18 protein-coding genes and 4 tRNA genes are annotated in these 18,125 nt (G+C 74.3%); 9 read left to right on the forward strand and 13 right to left on the reverse strand.

The window, feature by feature from the left end; genetic code table 11:
- Nucleotides 1–27 precede the first annotated feature (27 nt).
- Nucleotides 28–1,173: an acyl-CoA dehydrogenase family protein gene (locus tag KC207_RS06260; RefSeq protein WP_211602056.1), complete on the reverse strand. Its 1,146-nt coding sequence runs from the start codon at nt 1,171–1,173 to the stop codon at nt 28–30.
- A 92-nt stretch (nt 1,174–1,265) separates the two neighbouring features.
- On the opposite strand from KC207_RS06260, the gene KC207_RS06265 reads away from it, so the two are divergent.
- Both KC207_RS06265 and KC207_RS06270 read left to right on the forward strand, forming a co-directional pair.
- Nucleotides 1,266–1,925 carry a TetR/AcrR family transcriptional regulator gene (locus tag KC207_RS06265; RefSeq protein WP_249138595.1) on the forward strand — a complete coding sequence of 220 codons (660 nt, stop codon included), beginning with the start codon at nt 1,266–1,268 and terminating at the stop codon, nt 1,923–1,925.
- A 10-nt stretch (nt 1,926–1,935) separates the two neighbouring features.
- A complete protein-coding gene (locus KC207_RS06270) occupies nt 1,936–2,667 on the forward strand; it encodes a class I SAM-dependent methyltransferase (RefSeq protein ID WP_211602058.1) in 732 nt (243 codons plus the stop codon).
- A gap of 9 nt (nt 2,668–2,676) precedes the next feature.
- Here the strand turns inward: KC207_RS06270 and KC207_RS06275 are convergent, their stop codons facing one another.
- Genes KC207_RS06275 through KC207_RS06290 form a run of 4 tightly spaced genes read right to left on the reverse strand, consistent with a single transcriptional unit; the run spans nt 2,677 to nt 7,594 of the window.
- Complete coding sequence (locus KC207_RS06275) at nt 2,677–3,624, reverse strand: NAD-dependent epimerase/dehydratase family protein (RefSeq protein WP_211602059.1); 948 nt, start codon at nt 3,622–3,624, stop codon at nt 2,677–2,679.
- The gene (locus KC207_RS06280; RefSeq protein ID WP_211602060.1) at nt 3,621–4,613 is read right to left on the reverse strand and encodes a glycosyltransferase; all 993 of its coding nucleotides are present in this window, start codon (nt 4,611–4,613) and stop codon (nt 3,621–3,623) included. Before KC207_RS06280 ends, KC207_RS06275 begins: the two co-directional genes overlap by 4 nt.
- 9 nt (nt 4,614–4,622) lie before the next feature.
- Nucleotides 4,623–6,305: an energy-dependent translational throttle protein EttA gene (gene ettA, locus KC207_RS06285; RefSeq protein ID WP_211602061.1), complete on the reverse strand. Its 1,683-nt coding sequence runs from the start codon at nt 6,303–6,305 to the stop codon at nt 4,623–4,625.
- A gap of 50 nt (nt 6,306–6,355) precedes the next feature.
- Nucleotides 6,356–7,594: an amino acid adenylation domain-containing protein gene (locus tag KC207_RS06290; protein WP_211602062.1), complete on the reverse strand. Its 1,239-nt coding sequence runs from the start codon at nt 7,592–7,594 to the stop codon at nt 6,356–6,358.
- An 83-nt stretch (nt 7,595–7,677) separates the two neighbouring features.
- Between KC207_RS06290 and KC207_RS06295 the strand changes: the two genes are divergently transcribed.
- Together KC207_RS06295 and KC207_RS06300 are read left to right on the forward strand one after the other, a co-directional pair.
- A complete protein-coding gene (locus KC207_RS06295; RefSeq protein ID WP_211602063.1) occupies nt 7,678–8,724 on the forward strand; it encodes a hypothetical protein in 1,047 nt (348 codons plus the stop codon).
- Nucleotides 8,721–9,230 (forward strand): hypothetical protein, encoded by a 510-nt coding sequence (locus tag KC207_RS06300; RefSeq protein WP_211602064.1) that lies wholly within the window; start codon nt 8,721–8,723, stop codon nt 9,228–9,230. The genes KC207_RS06295 and KC207_RS06300 overlap by 4 nt, the downstream gene beginning before the upstream one ends.
- A 7-nt stretch (nt 9,231–9,237) precedes the next feature.
- Here KC207_RS06300 and KC207_RS06305 read toward each other — a convergent pair whose 3' ends face one another.
- The 3 genes from KC207_RS06305 to KC207_RS06315 all read right to left on the reverse strand — a co-directional run bounded on the left by KC207_RS06305 (nt 9,238) and on the right by KC207_RS06315 (nt 13,219).
- Complete coding sequence (locus KC207_RS06305) at nt 9,238–9,720, reverse strand: single-stranded DNA-binding protein (RefSeq protein WP_211602065.1); 483 nt, start codon at nt 9,718–9,720, stop codon at nt 9,238–9,240.
- 128 nt (nt 9,721–9,848) lie between these two features.
- Nucleotides 9,849–11,516 carry a GTPase gene (locus KC207_RS06310; protein WP_249138596.1) on the reverse strand — a complete coding sequence of 556 codons (1,668 nt, stop codon included), beginning with the start codon at nt 11,514–11,516 and terminating at the stop codon, nt 9,849–9,851.
- Nucleotides 11,513–13,219, reverse strand: coding sequence for a P-loop NTPase family protein (locus KC207_RS06315; RefSeq protein ID WP_211602066.1), 1,707 nt, complete (start codon nt 13,217–13,219; stop codon nt 11,513–11,515). Before KC207_RS06315 ends, KC207_RS06310 begins: the two co-directional genes overlap by 4 nt.
- A gap of 68 nt (nt 13,220–13,287) precedes the next feature.
- Here KC207_RS06315 and thpR point away from each other — a divergent pair, with 68 nt between their 5' ends.
- Entirely contained in the window at nt 13,288–13,839 is a 552-nt protein-coding gene (gene thpR / locus KC207_RS06320) for an RNA 2',3'-cyclic phosphodiesterase (RefSeq protein ID WP_211602067.1), read from the forward strand.
- Between the two features lie 229 nt (nt 13,840–14,068).
- Here the strand turns inward: thpR and KC207_RS06325 are convergent.
- Together KC207_RS06325 and KC207_RS06330 are read right to left on the reverse strand one after the other, a co-directional pair.
- Nucleotides 14,069–14,142: transfer RNA gene (locus KC207_RS06325), tRNA-Arg, on the reverse strand.
- Nucleotides 14,143–14,211: 69 nt separating this feature from the next.
- Nucleotides 14,212–15,369 (reverse strand): PrsW family intramembrane metalloprotease, encoded by a 1,158-nt coding sequence (locus KC207_RS06330; protein ID WP_211602068.1) that lies wholly within the window; start codon nt 15,367–15,369, stop codon nt 14,212–14,214.
- Between the two features lie 70 nt (nt 15,370–15,439).
- Here KC207_RS06330 and orn point away from each other — a divergent pair, with 70 nt between their 5' ends.
- The 4 genes from orn (at nt 15,440) to KC207_RS06350 (ending at nt 17,152) form a co-directional block, all read left to right on the forward strand.
- On the forward strand, nt 15,440–16,087 hold the full coding sequence (gene orn / locus KC207_RS06335; protein ID WP_211602069.1) for an oligoribonuclease: 648 nt from the start codon (nt 15,440–15,442) through the stop codon (nt 16,085–16,087).
- Nucleotides 16,088–16,202: 115 nt separating this feature from the next.
- A tRNA-His gene (locus KC207_RS06340) sits at nt 16,203–16,278 on the forward strand.
- Between the two features lie 106 nt (nt 16,279–16,384).
- Entirely contained in the window at nt 16,385–17,032 is a 648-nt protein-coding gene (locus KC207_RS06345; protein ID WP_211602070.1) for a copper resistance CopC family protein, read from the forward strand.
- A 45-nt stretch (nt 17,033–17,077) separates the two neighbouring features.
- Nucleotides 17,078–17,152: transfer RNA gene (locus tag KC207_RS06350), tRNA-Lys, on the forward strand.
- A 64-nt stretch (nt 17,153–17,216) separates the two neighbouring features.
- On the opposite strand, the gene KC207_RS06355 is transcribed toward KC207_RS06350, so the two are convergent.
- The 3 genes from KC207_RS06355 to KC207_RS06365 all read right to left on the reverse strand — a co-directional run bounded on the left by KC207_RS06355 (nt 17,217) and on the right by KC207_RS06365 (nt 18,124).
- Nucleotides 17,217–17,477, reverse strand: coding sequence for a DUF3618 domain-containing protein (locus tag KC207_RS06355; protein WP_211602071.1), 261 nt, complete (start codon nt 17,475–17,477; stop codon nt 17,217–17,219).
- Entirely contained in the window at nt 17,474–17,962 is a 489-nt protein-coding gene (bcp, locus tag KC207_RS06360) for a thioredoxin-dependent thiol peroxidase (protein ID WP_211602072.1), read from the reverse strand. The genes KC207_RS06355 and bcp overlap by 4 nt, the downstream gene beginning before the upstream one ends.
- Nucleotides 17,963–18,042: 80 nt before the next feature.
- A tRNA-Leu gene (locus KC207_RS06365) sits at nt 18,043–18,124 on the reverse strand.
- Nucleotide 18,125 lies beyond the last annotated feature (1 nt).

Genomic DNA, 18,125 nt, shown 5'->3' on the forward strand with positions numbered 1-18,125 from the left:
GGTGGGCGCGGCGTCGTGTGGGGGCGCTCAGAGGCCGAGGTCGCGGCCGATGAGCTCCTTCATGATCTCGTTCGAGCCGGCCCAGATCTTCGAGACGCGGGCGTCCCGCCAGGCGCGGGCCACGCGGTACTCGTTCATGAAGCCGTACCCGCCGTGCAGCTGGACGCACTCGTCGAGGACGGCGTTCTGCACCTGGGCGCTGAACCACTTCGCCTTCGCGGCGTCGACCGGCGTCAGCTTCCCCTCGGCGTGCGCGGCGACGCAGTCGTCGACGTAGGCCTGGGTGACCTCGAGCTGGGTGAGCAGCTCGGCCATCTTGAACTTGTTGTGCTGGAAGGACCCCACCGGCTGGCCGAAGGCCTTGCGCTCCTTGGTGTACTCCACCGTCTCGCGGAACATCTGGAAGGCGTGCGCGGTGTTGGCGACGGCGGCCCCGATCCGCTCCTGCGGCAGGCGCTGCATCATCGCGACGAAGCCCATGCCCTCCTCGCCGAGGAGGTTGGCGTGCGGGACCCGCACGTCCTCGAAGAACAGCTCGGAGGTGTCGGCCTCCTCCTGGCCGACCTTGTCGAGCTTGCGGCCGCGGGTGAAGCCGGGCATGCCCTCCTCGACGACGAGCAGGCTGATGCCCTTGGCACCCTTGGACGGGTCGGTCCGGGCGGCGACGATGACGAGGTCGGCCTGGTAGCCGTTCGTGATGAAGGTCTTGCTGCCGTTGAGCACCCAGTCGTCGCCGTCGCGGACGGCGGTCGTCTTCAGGGCCGCGAGGTCGGACCCGCCGGACGGCTCGGTCATCGCGATGGCGGCGATGAGGTCGCCCTGGGCCATCCCGGGCAGCCACCGCTTCTTCTGCTCCTCGGTGCCGAGGTCGACGATGTACGGCGGGCAGACGTCGGAGTGGATGCCGAAGCACGAGGACACGGCGAAGTTGAAGCCGGCGATGACCTCGGCGGCGATGGCGTTGAACCGGTAGTCCTCGGCGCCCATCCCGCCGAACTCCTCGGGGATGTCGAGGCCGAAGAGGCCGACGGCGCCGGCCTCCTTCCACAGGTCCCGCTCCACGGACTTCACCTCGAGCATCTGCTCGGCCCGCGGCTCGAGCGTGCGGGTGACGAACTCCTGGACGGAGGCGCGGAAGTCCTCGTGCTCGGCGTCGTAGAGGTTGCGGGGCATCTGCGTCGGGCTCCTCGGTCTCGGATGCTGGGCTGCGCCGCCTGTGACTAAGCGCTTGCTTAGTGTCGCGCGCGTGCGGCATGCTGTCAACCGTGACGACGCCCACCTCCCCCGCCGACGCCGCCGTGCTCGACGCCCTCGCCCCGGAGGGCGGGCGGCCCGACGGCGGCTCGGACGCCGCCGAGACGGCGGTGCGGATCATGGTCGCCGCCGCCGACGCCTTCGCCGAGCGGGGCTTCTCGGCGACGACGACGCGCGACATCGCCTCGCGTGCGGGCCTCTCCCCTGCCGGGGTGTACGTCCACTTCGCCTCCAAGGAGGTCCTCCTCTTCGAGCTGAGCCGCCGCGGCCACCTGCGCGCGCGGGACCTCCTCGTCGCCGCGGCCCGGGACGCCGCCGACCCGACCGAGGCGCTGCGGGCGATCATCGGCGGCTTCTCCCGCTGGCACGCCGAGCACCACCAGCTCGGCCGGATCGTCCAGTTCGAGTTCCGGCACCTCGGGCCGGAGCACCAGGAGCAGGTGCTCGACCTGCGGCGCGAGATCGACGGCGTCGTCGCCGACGTCCTCGCCGCGGGTGTCGCCTCCGGGGAGTTCGACGTCGAGGACGTCCGCGGCACCGCGCTCGCGCTCCTCTCGACCGCCATCGACGTCGCCCGCTGGTACTCCCCCGGCCAGCGCCGCACCCCGGAGTCCATCGAGCGGCTCTACGGGGAGCTCGCCGTCCGACTGGTCCGCCGCCACGCCGGATAGGGTTCCGGGCGTGACGAGCACACCGGGACACGGCGGGTCCGCCTCCATCGCCACCCCCGACTACTGGTGGTACGTCGCCCGCTCCGACCTCCTCGAGGCGACCCTGCGCGACGGCGTGGACGGGTCCGCCCTCGCCCTCGACATGGGCAGCGCCGACGGGCCGAGCGCCGGCTGGTTCCGGACCTCGACCCTTCGCACCGTCTCGCTCGACATCGACCCGCGCGGCCTCGGGTCCGACGGGGTCTGCGGGTCTGCCCTCGCCCTGCCGTTCCCCGACGCGACCTTCGACGCGGTGGCGGCCTTCGACGTCGTCGAGCACTGCGACCCCGAGGACGTCGCCCTCGCCGAGGTGCACCGCGTGCTGCGTCCCGGGGGCCGCTTCGTCATGTCGGTGCCGGCCTACACGTGGGCCTGGTCCGACTTCGACGTGGCGAACGGCCACCACCGGCGGTACACCCGTCCCCGCGCGGTCCGTGCGCTGCGCGACGCCGGGTTCGTCGTCGACCGGGCGACGTACGCCTTCGCGTCGGTGTTCCCGATGTTCGCCGCCGAGCGCCTGCTGCGACGGGCGCGGGGTGCACGGCACGACTCGGCCGTCGACATCGTCGAGGTCCCGAAGGTGCCACGCCCGGTCAACGCGGCGCTGCGCGAGCTCGCCCGGGCCGACCGCTGGGTGCTGCGCCGGCGCGACCTGCCGTTCGGGTCCTCGGTCTTCGTCGCCGCACACCGTCCCCCGGACTGAGGACCGGGCCTACGCGGCGTCCAGCGGGGTGCCGGCGACGACGCGGCGCCGCACGTCCTCGGCGGTCGCGGCCAGCCCCGCCGCCAGCGGGGTGCGGGCGAGCACGTCGACCTCGGTCCAGCGCACCGAGCGCAGCCGGAGGTCGAGCACCTGGCCGGTGCCGCCGGGCACGGTGATCGTGCGCAGCGGCCGGTGGAAGACCCTGCGGGCCTCCCCGACGAGGTGGCCGACGGTGGCGGGGACCCCCGAGGCGAGGACCTTGACGGTCACGGTGCCCGGCGGTCCGTGGGCGGCGAGGTCGAGGCAGGCCCGGACCATCGCGGCGAGGTCGTCGACGTACACGTAGTCGCGGATCGTGTCGAGCGAGACGTACACCGGCAGGGGGGTGCCGCGGGCGTCGGCGAGGCACAGCTGGGAGACCAGCCCCTGGGGCTTGCCGAGCCGCTGGCCCGGACCGTAGACGTTGGCGATCCGGCCGAGGACCACCCGCGTGCCCGTGCGACGGGCGTGCAGGGCGGCGCGGTCCTCCGCCCGCAGCTTGGCGCGGCCGTAGGGCACGAGCGGCGCCGGGGTGGTGTCCTCGGTGAAGGGGGCGCCGTCCGCACCGGCGTACAGCCCGCCCGCCGAGGAGCAGAGGAACAGCGTCCCCTCGTCCGCGCCGGGGAGCCGGTCGAGGTGGTCGAGCAGACCGCCGAGCACCCGTTCCTCGGCGTCGAGCGCGTCCTGGCCGGTCGCGACGACCCCGGCGCCGGCGCACCACACGAGCGCCCACCGCCGGCCCCCGCGGTCGACGGCGAAACGGTCGGCCTGCTCGAGCAGCGCCCGCAGCGCCGCGGCCTCGTCCTCCCAGGGCACCCGCGCGCCCCGGACGGTCCAGCCGCACCGCTCCAGCTCGGCGACGACCCGTCGCCCGACGAGACCGCCGGCACCGACGACCCAGGCCAGCGGACCGGTCACGCGCCGTCCCGGCCGAGGGGCCCGTCGCGGCGGTCGCGCACCGGCAGGTAGAGGGGCTTGCCCATCGCCATGTTCACCGCCATCCCCACGTACTCGGCGATGACGCCGAGGGCGAAGAGGATCGCGCCGGTCGCGATCATCAGCAGGATCATCGTCGAGGTCCAGCCGGGCACCTGCCACTGGTTCACGACGCGCCCGAGCGCGAGGACGACCGCGACGAGCGGCGCGAGGACCACCGCGGCGGCACCGGTGAAGCTCACCCACCGCAGGGGCGTGGTCCCGCTGGACAGGACGAGCCGCCAGAAGTGCGAGACGAGCCGTCGGGCGTCGTAGCCCGAGGACCGCTCGCCCTCCGAGCGCATGGCGACGGGGGCCGTCGCGGTGCGCCGGGCCACCCACGCGATGGCGACGTCGAGGTAGATCCCCGGACCGGCGTAGGCGGCGACCGAGCGCGCGACCTCGCCGAGGACGAGGCGGAAGCTGTTGAAGTCCCCGGCCCGGGCGCCGCGCGCGAGCCGCTCGACGAGGCGCTTGGCCGAGCGCGACGCGAGGTTGCGGGCGGTGCCGTGCGGCGGCTCGTTCGTCGCCCGGGCGTAGACGACGTCGGCCTGCTCGTCCATCGCGACGTCCAGGAGGACGCCGATGTCCTCGGGGTCGTGCTGGCCGTCCTCGTCCATCGTCACGACCCACTCGCCCCCGGAGGCGGAGACCCCCGCGAGCGTGGCGGCGTGCTGGCCGAAGTTGCGGCTCAGCCAGACCGGCCGGACCCAGTCGTGCTGCGCCGCGAGGGTGCGGATCACCGCGTCCGAGCCGTCCGGCCCGCAGTCGTCGACGAGGAGGACCTCCTCGACGCGGTAGGACCGGCCTCCCGGAGTGGTCCGCGGGCTGCGCGAGGCCGCCAGCTCACCGACGAGGCGGGGCAGCGTCCGCGCGCCCTGGTAGACCGGGACGACGACGGAGACGACGTGCGGTGCGGGCGGGGAGGACACGGGCGCCGGTCAGTCGCGGGTGAGGCGCCGGTACGTGACCCGGTGCGGGCGTGCCGCGTCCTCGCCGAGCCGCTCGACCTTGTTCTTCTCGTAGGCCTCGAAGTTGCCCTCGAACCAGTACCAGGCGGCCGGGTTCGCGGCGGTGCCCTCGTAGGCGAGGATGTGCGTCGCGACCCGGTCGAGGAACCAGCGGTCGTGGCTGATGACGACGGCGCAGCCGGGGAAGTCCAGGAGCGCGTTCTCGAGCGAGCCGAGGGTCTCGACGTCGAGGTCGTTCGTCGGCTCGTCGAGCAGGAGCAGGTTGCCGCCCTCCTTGAGGGTGAGCGCGAGGTTGAGGCGGTTGCGCTCGCCGCCGGAGAGGATGCCGGCCTTCTTCTGCTGGTCCGGGCCCTTGAAGCCGAACTGGCTCACGTAGGCCCGGCTCGGGATCTCGACGTTGCCGACCTGCATGTAGTCGTGGCCGCCGGAGACCGTCTCCCAGAGGTTCTTCTCGGGGTCGAGCCCGCCGCGGCTCTGGTCGACGTAGGAGATCTCGACGGTGTCGCCGATGTCGACGGACCCGGCGTCCGGCTCCTCGAGGCCGACGATCGTCTTGAAGAGGGTCGTCTTGCCGACGCCGTTCGGGCCGATGACGCCGACGATGCCGTTGCGCGGCAGCGTGAAGGAGAGACCGTCGATGAGGACGCGGTCGCCGAAGCCCTTCCTGAGGTTCGAGACCTCGATGACCTTGCTGCCCAGGCGCGGGCCCGGGGGGATCTGGATCTCCTCGAAGTCGAGCTTGCGGGTGCGCTCGGCCTCGGCGGCCATCTCCTCGTAGCGGGCCAGACGGGCCTTCGACTTGGTCTGCTTCGCCTTGGCGTTCGAGCGGACCCACTCCAGCTCCTCGGCGAGGCGCTTGGCGAGCTTGGCGTCCTTCTTGCCCTGGACGTCGAGCCGGGCGCGCTTCTTCTCGAGGTAGGTCGAGTAGTTGCCCTCGTAGGGGTAGGCGCGACCGCGGTCGAGCTCGAGGATCCAGCCGGCGACGTTGTCCATGAAGTACCGGTCGTGCGTCACGGCGACGACCGCGCCGGCGTACGAGGCGAGGTGCTGCTCGAGCCAGAGGACCGACTCGGCGTCGAGGTGGTTCGTCGGCTCGTCGAGCAGGAGCAGGTCCGGCTTCTGCAGCAGCAGCTTGCACAGGGCGACGCGGCGGCGCTCACCGCCGGAGAGGACGGAGACGTCGGCGTCCGGCGGCGGGCAGCGCAGCGCGTCCATCGCCTGCTCGAGCTGGGAGTCGAGGTCCCACGCGTCGGCCGCGTCGATCGCCTCCTGCAGCTGGCCCATCTCGGCCATGAGGGCGTCGAAGTCGGCGTCCGGCTCGGCCATCTCGGCGGAGATCTCGTTGTACCGGTCGAGCTTGGCCTTGGTCTCGCCGGCGCCCTCCTCGACGTTGCCGAGGACGGTCTTGGAGTCGTCGAGCTCCGGCTCCTGCATGAGGATGCCCACCGAGTACCCCGGCGTGAGGCGCGCCTCGCCGTTGGACGGCTGGTCCAGGCCGGCCATGATCTTCAGCACCGACGACTTCCCCGCACCGTTCGGGCCGACGACGCCGATCTTGGCGCCGGGCAGGAACGACAGCGTGACGTCGTCGAGGATGACCTTGTCGCCGTGCGCCTTGCGGGCACGCGACATCACGTAGATGAACTCGGGCATGGCGCCAGCGTAGCCACCGAGCCCGGCGAGCGAGAAACCTCAGTGGGCCGTCACCGGACGGGGGACGCGGCGAGACCGCGCCGGACAGCCCGCACCGTCGCCGGGGCCGCCAACAGGCCCACACCGCACACCCAGGGCGCGAGCCACAGCCACCATGTCGGACGAGGACCGGCGGGCCCGGGGTCGGGGAGAAGCACCGGTCTCGTCCGTGCCCAGGCGAGGAACGCGTCGCCGACCGGCAGCGCACCACCGGCGTAGCGACGTTCGCCCCTCCAGGTCACCGGGACGCCGATCACCTCACCCTGGCGGAGGAGGTCGACGGCGAGGGTCTCGTCCCCGTTGGCCCGCGCCGCCCCGGCCGCCACGGCCGTCGCCGACAGCGAGACCCCGAGGAGGAGCGGTCCCGAGTCGACGTCACCGTCGCCGTCGGAGCCGACGGGGTACTCGCTGAGGCCCACCGCTCCGAGTCGGTCGACGAGGAACGCCGCGCGGACCGCCGCCCAGCGCCCCGGGGCGGAGACGGGGTCGATGACCGGCCACATCGCGGCGGCGAGGACCGACGAGGTGGCTCGGGGACCGTCGAGCACGTCGCCCGCCAGGGTCGTGCGGTGCGGCAGGAGCCCGTGCGGCCCGACCCGGGAGGCGTCGACCCGCTCGAGCCATCGCCGGACGGTCGCCGCGGCACCCGGGACGCCGACGGCCTCGTCGGCCACGGCCAGCGCGGCCGCGGCGACGACGGTGTCGACCGGCCAGACCTGCCCCGGGTAGGACTCCAGGGCTCCGGTGGTCGACGCGTCGAGGGCCTCCCGCAGCGTCGCGGCACGCGCGCGCACCGATGTCGCCCGCTCGGGCTCCTCGGTGAGCGCGGCGACCTCCGCCTCCAGCCGGAGCGTCCAGCCCTCGACGAAGACCCCGTGCGGCAGACCGGCGGTCGCCGGGTAGGGGGCCAGCACGGCGTCGGAGGTGAGCCGGTCGAGCCGGTCCTCGGCGTCGACCACGAGAGCGGCCTGCCGGTCGAGGTCCCCGACCCCGGTGGCGAGCGCCGTGCGCGCCAGGCCGTCGAGCACGAGGGTGAAGAACTCGCCCTCGGGGAAGAGGTCCTGCATCCTCGTGGCGGCGCGCCGGTCGGCGATCTCTCGGTCGAGCCACCGGGCCTGGGCCAGGGCACGTCCCGGGTCGCTCGGGTCGGTCACGGCGTACCACACCACGCGCGCGCCCCCGAGGAGCAGCACCACGGCGAGGATCGAGCGGAGGACCGTCCACCGGGGTCCCGGGCGTCGACGCGGCACCCGAAGAGCCTAGACGCCCCCGTGCGCTCGTCTGGGCCCCTGGACCCTCGCGCCGGGCACCGGCCCGTCACTAGCCTCGGCCCATGTGGCGGAGGGGGCCCTCGGAGGGCTTGTCGCGGGAGCGTGGCGCGTCGACGCTCGAGTACCTGGGCGTCGCCCTCGTCGTGGCCGTCGTCGTCGTGTCCGTCGCCTCGGTCGTGACCGGTGGGCGGATCGCGTCGACGATGGGCTGTGCGTGGGGGCAGCTGGTCGGGGGTGGAGCCGGGTGCGACGCCGGCGCGACGGCCGCCGCCGGAGACGAGGGGGCGGGGACCGGGGACCGGCGCGACGCCGCCCGGGACACCCGGGACAACCGCCGTGACGACGCTCGCGGCGACCGGCCGGAGCCCGGCGATCCCCCCGGCTCCGGCGAGGGCGCGGTCGACGGTGACGAGGCGTACCCCGGTGGCCTCGGGCCCCCCTCCCCCGGCACGACCGCGGGCGAGTCCCCGGACCCGCCCCCGTGGACCCCACCCGACCAGGGGGCCGGCGAGCACGCGTCCGAGGACGCGTCCCTCGGCGACCGCGCCACGCTGGCGGCCGCCGAGGCCGCGGCCAACGCGCTCTCGGGGACGTGGCCGGACGCCGCACGGAACCTGTTGCACTTCCTGGGGAACTCCGGGGACACCCTGGACCAGGACGTCGACTCGATGCTGGAGTCCAGCTCGGCGTTGTCGGACGCCGTCGACATCCAGCAGCAACGCCTCGCGGCGGCAGCCGTCGAGCAGGCACGCGCGTCGGGTGCCACAGGGCCGGTGACCTTCCCCGTCAACACCCAGTGGGCCGGCGTGTACATCACCTCCGACGACTCCGCGAACTGGTTCTACGCCCTCGGTGGGATCTCCTACAACCAGACCGGTTCCGTCACGGTGACGCCACCGAGCAGTCCCGGCGGGGCCTGGACGTACGAGATGAGCACCGAGGTCAACATCCGGGACCGGTACAACTGGGACGGCGGGAAGTCGACCCAGATCGGTCCGGTCACCATCACCGACGAGCAGCTCGCCGAGCTGCACCGTGCCGGGCTCGCCCGGGAGTTCACCGCCGTGGGAACCTCCACGAGGAGGAACACGTCTGGAGAGGTGCCATGAGAACCGTCCCCGCGAACCGCACGACCGCCGTCGCCGTCCTCCTCGTCGGAGCGCTCGCCGGCTGCGGCACGTCCGGCCCCGAGGACAGGAGCACGACCGTGGTCACCGCCGCCTCGCCGACACCAGAGGAGTCCCCCGCCGAGCAGATGACCGCCGAGCAGGCGCTGCAGCGGGCGGGCCTCGCCCTTCCCCAGGGGTCGGGAGGCGCCGAGGTCGAGGTCCTCGAGCCCCGCGCCCCGACGGTCGAGGAGGCCTACCGGGTGACCTTCGTGCTCGACCGACCGGCGGCGCTGGAGTTCTGCGCCTCGGGCGGCCTGGGCGGGGACCTGCCCGCAGTCGGGCTGACCGACGACGAGCGCCAGGTCCTCGGCGACCTGACGGTCGCCGAGGGGTCCCGACTCTGCGGCTCCCAGTGGCCGGACGACCCGTCGTGGCAGCGAACCGTGCTCATCGATCCCGACGACCCGACGACCGTGCACGTCGGCATCGAGCGATGGAGCCGCTGAGCCCCGCTCAGGCGGCGCTCTCGTCCTCCTCCACGACGTAGGGGTCGGTCGCTGCGTCCCGAACGCCGCCCGGCCCCGCGTCGTCCCGCGGCGCGCCGCCGCCGGACGCCGGGAGCACCGGTTCGACGTCCCCGTTGCGCGTGAACGACGTGACGCCCCAGCGCAGGTCGTGCCCGAGCGCGTAGGCGTCGAGCTCGGCGGACGTGCCGTACGAGCCGTCGTCCCGCTGGAACTGGCGGATCCGCAGCCGACCGTGGACCACCACCGGGTGGCCCTTCCTCAGGCAGCGCGCCGCGTTCTCGCCCGGTGCCCGGTTCACCGACACCTCGAAGAAGCTCGGCTCGGAGTCGGCCCACCGACCCGGCTCCTCACGGACCTGGTGCCGCTCGGACTGCGCGACGCGGAACGTCGTGAACGCCCCGTAGCGGCCCTGCTTGACGACGGGGTCGGCGACGAGCCGCCCCTGCACCGTCGTGTACGTCTCGTACATCGTGCTCTCCCCTCCTGGGCCCGTCCTTCGGGCCACGGGTTCCACGGTGGACCGCCCGCGCGCAGGAGGACAGGGGCGTGCGGCACCTGTGGACGACGACGGGCGGCCGAGGACCCCTGTGGACGACGTCAGACGCCGGCGGCGTGCCGGAGCGCCTCGCGGGTCGCGCCGTGCCGCTCGAGCACCCGCCGGACCGGCGAGAGGATCTCGGTGTCGGCGACCGTCGCGATGGCCGCTCGCAGCCGGGCGTCCATGACCGCCGCCCGGCGGCGGGCCCCGAACCGGGCGAGCCAGGCCGCGAGGACGGCCAGCACGAGCCCGGCGAGCAGCCCGCCGAGGAGCAGGACGACGGGCACCGGGAGCACCCCGAGCGTCGGCACCGCGGGCAGCACCGCGTCGAGCTGGAGCCAGCCACCGAGGGCGTACAGGCCCAGCCACAGCAGGCCGACGACCGCGGCGGCGGCCAGGCCGAGCTGCAGCCCGCCGACGACCCGCCACCAGATCGGGGACCGCGCGAAGAGCGAGGTCCCGACGACGGCCTGGTCGAGGGCGTCGCCGAGTCGGGGACCCGGCGGCTGGGCCGCCCGCTCGACCGCCTCGCCCCACGGCACGGGCAGGGTCGCCGAGGCCCGGTCGGCGACCCGGCGGGTCGCGAGCGTCACGGCCGCGCGTGCGGCGGGCGAGGGCGGCGGCAGCGAGGAGCGGCCGAGGACGGAGCGGACGTCGGACTCGGACACCCGCACGTCCTTCCCGTCGAGCCGCAGCCGTCGGAGCGGACGCGCCCGCAGCCGCCCGGCCCACCGGGTGAACGGCCAGCCGGTGTACGTCGCCGCCTCCATCCGGTAGTCGCGGGCGACGGCGTCGACGACGGTGGGGACCCCTGCGCTGCGGGCCAGCGCGTCGAGCAGCTCGGACCGCGTCGCGTCGTCGACCCCGGCCTCGTCCTGCGACACGTGCTGCGACAGCTCTCCGGCGACGGTGCGCACGTCGGCCGCGAGCCGGGCGCGCGCCATCGTCCGGCCCGCCACGGCGTTCGCGAGCCGCTGCCGCAGCTCGGGGACCCCCGCACCGGTCCGCGCCGAGGTCGCGAGCACCGTGGGCTTCTCCAGCCCGTCCCGCTCGAGCAGCCGGGCGAGGTCGGCCCGACAGCGGTCGGCGTCGGCGTCGGTGAGCCGGTCGGCCTGGTTGAGCACGGCGAGGGTGACCGCACCGTGCGCGGACAGGGTCGCGACGTGGTCGTCGTGCAGCCGGGCGTCGGCGTACTTCTGCGGGTCGGCGACCCAGACGAAGAGGTCGACGAGCTCGAGGACCCGTTCGGCCTCGACCCGGTTCGCCACCTCCCGCGAGTCGACGTCGGGCAGGTCGAGCAGGACGAGCCCGTCGAGACCGCCGACCTGCCCTCCGGGCCCCTCCCCCTCGACGTGGTGGCGGGACCCGACGCCCAGCCAGTCGAGGAGCTCGCCGACCGGGGCCTCGCCCCAGACCGCGGCCGTCGGGGTCGACGTCGTGGGGCGGCGCACCCCGACGGTGGCCGTGTCCGAGCCGACGAGCGCGTTGAAGAGGGAGGACTTGCCGCTGCCGGTCGCCCCGGCCAGGGCGACGACGGTGTGGTCGCCGACGATGCCGGTCCGTGCCGCCACCTTCTCGACGACCGCCCCCGCGCGCTCGCGCTGCGGGGCGGGCAGCTCGGTGCCACCGGCGTCGACCGCCGCGGCGAGCGACTCGGCGGCGGCGCTGAGCCGCTCGTGGCTCACCGCCGCAGGGCTCTTGGCGCGCCCCATCCGCAGCGGGCTCACCGCGGCACGCTCCGCAGCCGGGCCGTCGCGGCCTCGACCCGCTCGGCCTGGTCGGCGGGGGCCGACTGCGCCGCGAGTGCCGCCTCGAACCGGGTGCGCTCGACGGCGTAGAGCTCGTCGACGAGCTCGAGGAGACGCGCCCGGGCCTTGGCCGCCATCTGGCGGACCGCCTGGTCGCCGAAGATCGCCTCGAGGACCCGCTGGGCCAGCACCGCCGTCCCACCCGCGATGCCGACCTCGGCCCCCACGAGGCCCCCGGTCTGGGCGAAGGCGACGAGCATGAGGAACAGCCCGATCGCGTTGACGCCGTACGCCGCGATCCGGGCGTTGGTGCGTCGGCCCTGCCCCTCGGTGCGGACGAGGTCGAACACCTCGCCCTGCCAGGCCCGCACCATCCGCTCGACCGATGCCGTCGAGGTCGCCGGGACGCTCGTGAGCCCCGGCTCGGCCGCGAGGACCGCGGTCCCGCCGGAGAGCCGGCGCCAGGCCCGGACCGTGTCCGCGGTCGCCGTCTCGAGGTTGGCCAGGACGAGGGCCGCCACCCCGCTCTGCAGCGCCTCGCCGAGGGTGTCGGCGGGCGCCGGGGTGCCCTTGATGGCCGAGGTGATGCGGTCGCGCCAGCGCGCCACGGTGGACTCGACCTGGCGGAAGAACTCGCCGGTGCCGACGAACTCCTGCCAGCGGGCCAGTACCTCCCCGCGCAGGAGGGTGCCGTCGGTCATCCCGTCGGACACCCGTCCCCGGGCGAGGGCGAAGCACTCCTGGGAGGCGGCGACGAGGGCGTCCTGTGCGTCGCGCTGCACCCGGCTCGCGGCCACGAGCTGCGCAGCCCGTCCCGCCAGCGAGTCCACGGCTCCCCGGAGCGTCTGCGACACGACGATGTCGCGGGCGCGGGCGTCGCCGGCGAGCGCCTGCAGCCAGTCCCGCAGCCGGTCGAAGACGAAGGACGGCAGTCGGCCGTCCTCGAGCTCGACCTCGGGGATCGTGAAGATCGGCGCGGTCGGCAGGCCCTGCTCGCGCAGCATGGACGCCAGGTGCGGCCGGATCTCCGCGACCGCCTCGCGCGGCACCCGGTCCAGGACGATGGCGACGGCCGTGCCCCGCTCGGCGGCGGTGCGCAGCAGGTCCCACGGGACCGCGTCGGCGTAGCGCGCGGCGGTCGTCACGAAGAGCCACAGGTCGGCGGCGGACAGCAGCTGGCCGGCGAGCTCTCGGTTCGCGGTGACGACGGAGTCGATGTCCGGGGCGTCGAGGAGGGCCAGTCCGGACGGCAGGGCGTCGGACCCCGCGAGCCGCACGGTCCCCGGCTGGTCCTCCCCCGTGTCCCGGCCGGTGACGCGGGCGAGACCGGGCAGGATGCGGGCGTCCTCGAACCAGTGGGCGTCGTCGGGGTGATGGACCAGGACCGGCGAAGTGGTCGTGGGCCGCAGGACGCCGGACCTGCTGACCTCCGCCGCGACGACCGAGTTGACGAGCGTCGACTTGCCGGCGCCCGTCGACCCTCCGACGACCGCGAGCAGCGGGGCGTCGAGCGAGCGCAGCCGCGGCAGCACGTAGTCGTCGAGCTGGTCGAGCAGCTGACGCCGCGCCGCGACCGCCTCGTCGCGGCCGGGGACGAGCAGCGGCAGGCTCGCCGCGTCGACCTCGTCGCGCAGCCGCTCGACGGCGGCGACGAGCGCCTCGACGTCCCGGTCCGCACCCACGGGCCGAGCCTATCGAGACGGGCGGCAACTCCCGTGATCGCCACGACCGCACGGGCGACAATGTCCGGATGCGGATGTTCGCCGCTCTCGTGCCGCCCGACGACGTCGTCGAGGACCTCGACGCCTTCCTCGAGCCCCGCCGGGAGGTGGCCGGGCCGCGGTGGTCACCGCCTCCGCAGTGGCACGTGACGCTCGCCTTCGCGGCGGCCGTGCCGTCCCGCGTCGTGGAGCCGCTCGCCGAGGCCCTGGGCCGTGCGGTCGCCGGGTCGTCCGTCGCCCCGCTGCGCCTCGCCGGGGGCGGGTGCTTCCCCGACCCGACGCGGGCGCGGGTGCTCTGGGCCGGGGTCGACGGGGGCGACGGGCTGGCCGCGCTCGCCGGGCGGGTGCGCAGCGCCTTCGCGACCGCGGGCGCCGCACCGGACGGAGGTGCCTTCGTCCCGCACGTCACGGTCGCCCGCTTCGGTCGTCCCGTGGAGGGCACCCGGTGGCTGCGCGTCCTCGACACCTACGTCGGGCCGTCCTGGACACCCTCCGAGGTCGTCCTCGTCGAGTCCCACCTCCCCAGCGAGCGCGGGCACCGGCCGCGCCACGAGGTGCTCGAGCGTTTCGCCGTGCTGTGAGGCGCCGGGTCGCCGGTGTGGAGGGCGCCGCTCGCGCTCGGACTGCGTGCCCCCGTCGACGCTCTCACTCCGTTCCAGCGCCTGTTGCTTCTGCCGGAGGCACGCCTCCGGCGCTCGCGAGCTCGCGCTCGGACTGCGTGCCCCCGTCGACGCTCTCACTCCGTTCCAGCGCCTGTTGCTTCTGCCGGAGGCACGCCTCCGGCGCTCGCGAGCTCGCGCTCGGACTGCGTGCCCCCGGCAGGACTCGAACCTGCGACCTAGAGATTAGAAGGCTCTTGCTCTATCCGGCTGAGCTACGGAGGCCAGGCGCGTGGCGCCGGCCCCAGTCTAGGGAGACGGGAGCGCGGCGTGCGCGACCTCCGGTCCTGCCGGTCAGCGGGGGTCGGGCAGGAAGCCGGCCCGGCGCCGGGTGAGCGCGAGCAGCAGGTCGCGCTCCTGCTCCGCGGAGCCGGGGTGGGCGGCCCCGTGCTGCATCCGGCGGCGCAGCAGCGCGAGGTCGCTCGCCGCGTCCTGGAACGCGCGCATCGCACCGAGCGCGCCCGGTCCCCCGCTGGCGCGCGCCCAGGCCCGGGCCTGCCGACGACGCGCCATCGAGGAGAGCATCACGACCTCGCCGTGCGCCAACCAGCCCGCGTCGGCGTAGGGGTGGAGGAACCGCCCGATGAGGCGCCCCTCCTCGCGACGGGCCCACACGACGAAGGCCACGTAGGCGAAGAAGACCGGCATCCCCACGAGCAGGTACCCGACGAGGAAGCCGTTGCCGCCCGAGACCGCCGCGAGGTTCCACGCCCCGTGGGCGAGGACGGCCCCGACGTAGCCGAGCACCGGCGCCCCGACCCGGACGGTCCACGAGCGCGACGTCGCGGCCGCACCGACCCCCACCCCGACGAGGAGGGTGAACATCGGGTGGGCGAACGGCGAGAGCAGGCAGCGCAGCACGAAGGTCGCGGTGAGCGCCTCGTTGCCGCCCGTCGTGTACGCCTCGGCGAGGTACTGGACGTTCTCGGTGAAGGCGAACCCGGCGGCGCACACCCCGGCGTACACCATCCCGTCGGTGATGCCGTCGAACTCTGCCCGCAGCAGCAGCCACACGAGGAGGACGAGCACGCCCTTGAGCGCCTCCTCGACGACCGGCGCGACGAGCACGGCGGTCGTCGCGAGCGCCGCGTCGGGGTCGCTCACCGTCCGCAGCACGGCCATCGCGCTCGTGTTGAAGACGGCCGCGACGAGCGTCGCGACGAGGGCACCCCAGAGGAAGGCCCCGACGAGGTAGCGCGTCGGCTCGGACTCGTACCGGTCGAGCCAGAGGAAGCTCGGGATGACGATCATGAGCGGGACGACCGCGACGACGAGCGCGAGCAGCACCGTCTGGGTCCCGAAGGTGGCGCCGAAGTAGCTCGCGACGACGAGGGCGACGACGAGGAAGCCGAGGGCCGCGACGCCGGTGACGACGAGGGAGCGCTGCGCCGACCGGGAGGTCCGTCCCGCCGCCGCCCCGCCGGACGGGGACCCGCGCCGCAGCCCGCTCATGGCCCCGAACCCTAGTGGCAGCCCGGGCGACGCGTGGCCCCCTCGCACACCGACCCCTAGCATGGCCCGCATGTCGACGACCGGTGACCGTGCCCACAGCGACCGCATCGTGTGGATCGACTGCGAGATGACGGGGCTGTCGCTCGAGCACGACGCCCTCATCGAGGTCGCCGCGCTCGTCACCGACTTCGACCTCACCGTCCTCGGTGAGGGCGTCGACGTCGTCGTCCGTCCCCCCGACGCGGCCCTGGAGCAGATGAACGACTTCGTCCGCGACATGCACACGACCTCCGGGCTGCTGGACGAGCTCGCCGACGGGGTGTCGCTCGAGGAGGCCCAGGCGATGGTGCTCGAGCACGTCCGCGAGCACGCACCCGACGCCGGCAAGGCACCCCTCGGCGGCAACACCGTCGCCACCGACCGCGCCTTCCTCGCGCGGGACATGCCGGCGCTGGAGGAGCACCTGCACTACCGGATCATCGACGTCTCGTCGGTCAAGGAGCTCTCCCGCCGCTGGTTCCCCCGGGCCTACTTCGCCGCCCCGACGAAGGCCGGCGGCCACCGGGCCCTTGCCGACATCCGCGAGTCGATCGCCGAGCTGCGGTACTACCGCGAGGCCGTGTTCGTCCCCCGGCCCGGCAAGGGCACCGAGGAGCTGCGGGGCATCGCCGCCCGCCACGTCGTCGACCACGGCGGCGGCCCCGACGGCACGTCCTGACGGCACGTCGACGGGGCCGCCCGCCCCTGGTCCCGAGCACCCCCTCGGACCCGGTACGATGGTCCGCGCCACGGACGCCGCAGGTCCTCGACGCAGGACACGGGCGCCCGTCGTGGTGGGTGTAGCTCAGCTGGTAGAGCATCGCGTTGTGGTCGCGAGGGTCGCGGGTTCAAGTCCCGTCACTCACCCCACGTCGAGTCGCCCCCGGCCCGCAGCAGCGGACCCGGGGGCGTCCGCGTGTCACGGCCGGGCGACCTCGTGGGCCGACGTCCAGGTCGGGTTGAGAGGATCACCCCCATGTTCACCCGTCGGATGTCCACCGCGGTCGCCGTCGTCGTCGTGGCGGCCGTCATCCTCGCGCTCGTCGCGTCGTTCCTGCCCGCCCTCGCGGCCCCGCGGCCCGCCGCGCTGCCGGCGCACGCCCAGCTCCTCGGCTCGAGCCCGCAGGACGGGGCGAGCGTCGACACCGCTGACGAGGTCGTCCTGTCCTTCAACGAGGAGGTCGGCGAGGACTTCCTCCAGGTCGTCGTCGAGGGTCCCGACGGCGACGAGGCCGACGGCGCCGCCCGCGTGGACGGCCGCGACGTCGTCCAGCCCCTCGCCGCCGACCTGCCCGCGGGTGAGCACACCGTCACCTACCGCGTGGTGAGCGTCGACGGGCACCCCGTGTCCGGGAGCGTGACGTTCACGACGACGCAGGAGCCGGAGACGGCGGAGCCGACTCCCTCGGCGGAGCCGTCGACGAGCGCCGCACCGTCCCCGTCGGCGTCCGCCGAGCCGACCCCCGAGGCCACGGCGACGACCTCCCCGGACACCGAGGAGACCGCCGCGACGTCCTCGGGCACCCCGGCGTGGCTGATCGTCTCCCTGCTCGTCCTGGCGCTGGCTCTCGTCGCCGTCACGGGCCTCGTCGTGCGCCGTGCCCGCGACCGGCAGGACGGCTGAGCCGATTTCGCGGCGGGGGTGCGGCGCTGCTAATCTCTCCGCTGCGCGCCATTAGCTCAATGGCAGAGCAGCTGACTCTTAATCAGCGGGTTCGGGGTTCGAGTCCCTGATGGCGCACCACCGCAGGACACGCGAGAGGCCCCCCGGGGAGATCCGGGGGGCCTCTCGCGTGTCGAGGGCTCGGTCAGCGGCGCAGCACGCGCCAGGCGACGAGCCCGCCCACGACGGCGACGACCGCGACGGCGGCCGCGATGCGCTCGACGCGCAACTCCCCCTCGGGGGTCTGCACCGTGTCGGCGAAGCGGGCCCTGACCGACTCCACCTCCCGGGCCACGACGTTCTTCGGGCTCGCGGTCTCGACCAGCTGGTCGATGGTGCGCCCCAGCCGCTCACGGCGGGCGACGACCTCGGCCTCGAGGCCGGCGATGGACTGGTTCTCGCTCATGACGCTCCGTCCGCTCGGTCCAGGCCCAGGTCGCGCCGCAGCTTGGCGACGTGCCCGGTGGCCTTGACGTTGTACCAGGCGTGGCTCACGGTGCCGTCCTCGTCGACGACGACGGTGCTGCGGATGACGCCCTCGACGACCTTGCCGTAGAGCGTCTTCTCGCCGAAGGCACCCCAGGCGGTCATGACGCTCTTGTCCCGGTCGGACAGCAGCGCGAGGGTCAGGGACTCCTTCTCGCGGAACCTCCCCAGCTTCTCGGGGGTGTCCGGCGAGATGCCGAGGACGGTGTAGCCGTCGCCCGCGAGCGACTCCAGCGACTCGCTGAAGTCGCACGCCTGCTTCGTGCAGCCGGGCGTCATCGCCGCCGGGTAGAAGTACACGATGACCTTCCGCCCGCGCAGGTCAGAGAGGGTCACGTCCTTCCCGGTGTCGTCGGGCAGGGTGAAGTCCGGTGCGGTGTCGCCGGCGGTGAGCCGCTCAGCCACGGGTCCTCCTCGCGTCGTGGGTCGCTCGCGACCCAACCTACCGCGCCGGGCGGCGGCGCCCCGGACGGACCGGGGCCACGTGCGCAAGGCGGGACTCGAACCCGCACACCCGAAGGCACCAGGACCTAAACCTGGCGCGTCTGCCAGTTCCGCCACTTGCGCG

This window comes from Phycicoccus avicenniae (assembly GCF_018139485.1).
Taxonomy (GTDB): domain Bacteria; phylum Actinomycetota; class Actinomycetes; order Actinomycetales; family Dermatophilaceae; genus Phycicoccus; species Phycicoccus avicenniae.

Excerpts from the sequence above, each read along its gene's own strand:
- KC207_RS06260 (WP_211602056.1), bottom strand. The coding sequence starts at position 1,173 with ATGCCCCGCAACCTCTACGACGCCGAGCACGAGGACTTCCGCGCCTCC.
- ettA (WP_211602061.1), bottom strand. The coding sequence starts at position 6,305 with ATGCCCGAGTTCATCTACGTGATGTCGCGTGCCCGCAAGGCGCACGGC.
- KC207_RS06295 (WP_211602063.1), top strand. The coding sequence starts at position 7,678 with ATGTGGCGGAGGGGGCCCTCGGAGGGCTTGTCGCGGGAGCGTGGCGCG.
- KC207_RS06300 (WP_211602064.1), top strand. The coding sequence starts at position 8,721 with ATGAGAACCGTCCCCGCGAACCGCACGACCGCCGTCGCCGTCCTCCTC.
- KC207_RS06305 (WP_211602065.1), bottom strand. The coding sequence starts at position 9,720 with ATGTACGAGACGTACACGACGGTGCAGGGGCGGCTCGTCGCCGACCCC.
- thpR (WP_211602067.1), top strand. The coding sequence starts at position 13,288 with ATGCGGATGTTCGCCGCTCTCGTGCCGCCCGACGACGTCGTCGAGGAC.
- KC207_RS06330 (WP_211602068.1), bottom strand. The coding sequence starts at position 15,369 with ATGAGCGGGCTGCGGCGCGGGTCCCCGTCCGGCGGGGCGGCGGCGGGA.
- orn (WP_211602069.1), top strand. The coding sequence starts at position 15,440 with ATGTCGACGACCGGTGACCGTGCCCACAGCGACCGCATCGTGTGGATC.
- KC207_RS06345 (WP_211602070.1), top strand. The coding sequence starts at position 16,385 with ATGTTCACCCGTCGGATGTCCACCGCGGTCGCCGTCGTCGTCGTGGCG.
- KC207_RS06355 (WP_211602071.1), bottom strand. The coding sequence starts at position 17,477 with ATGAGCGAGAACCAGTCCATCGCCGGCCTCGAGGCCGAGGTCGTCGCC.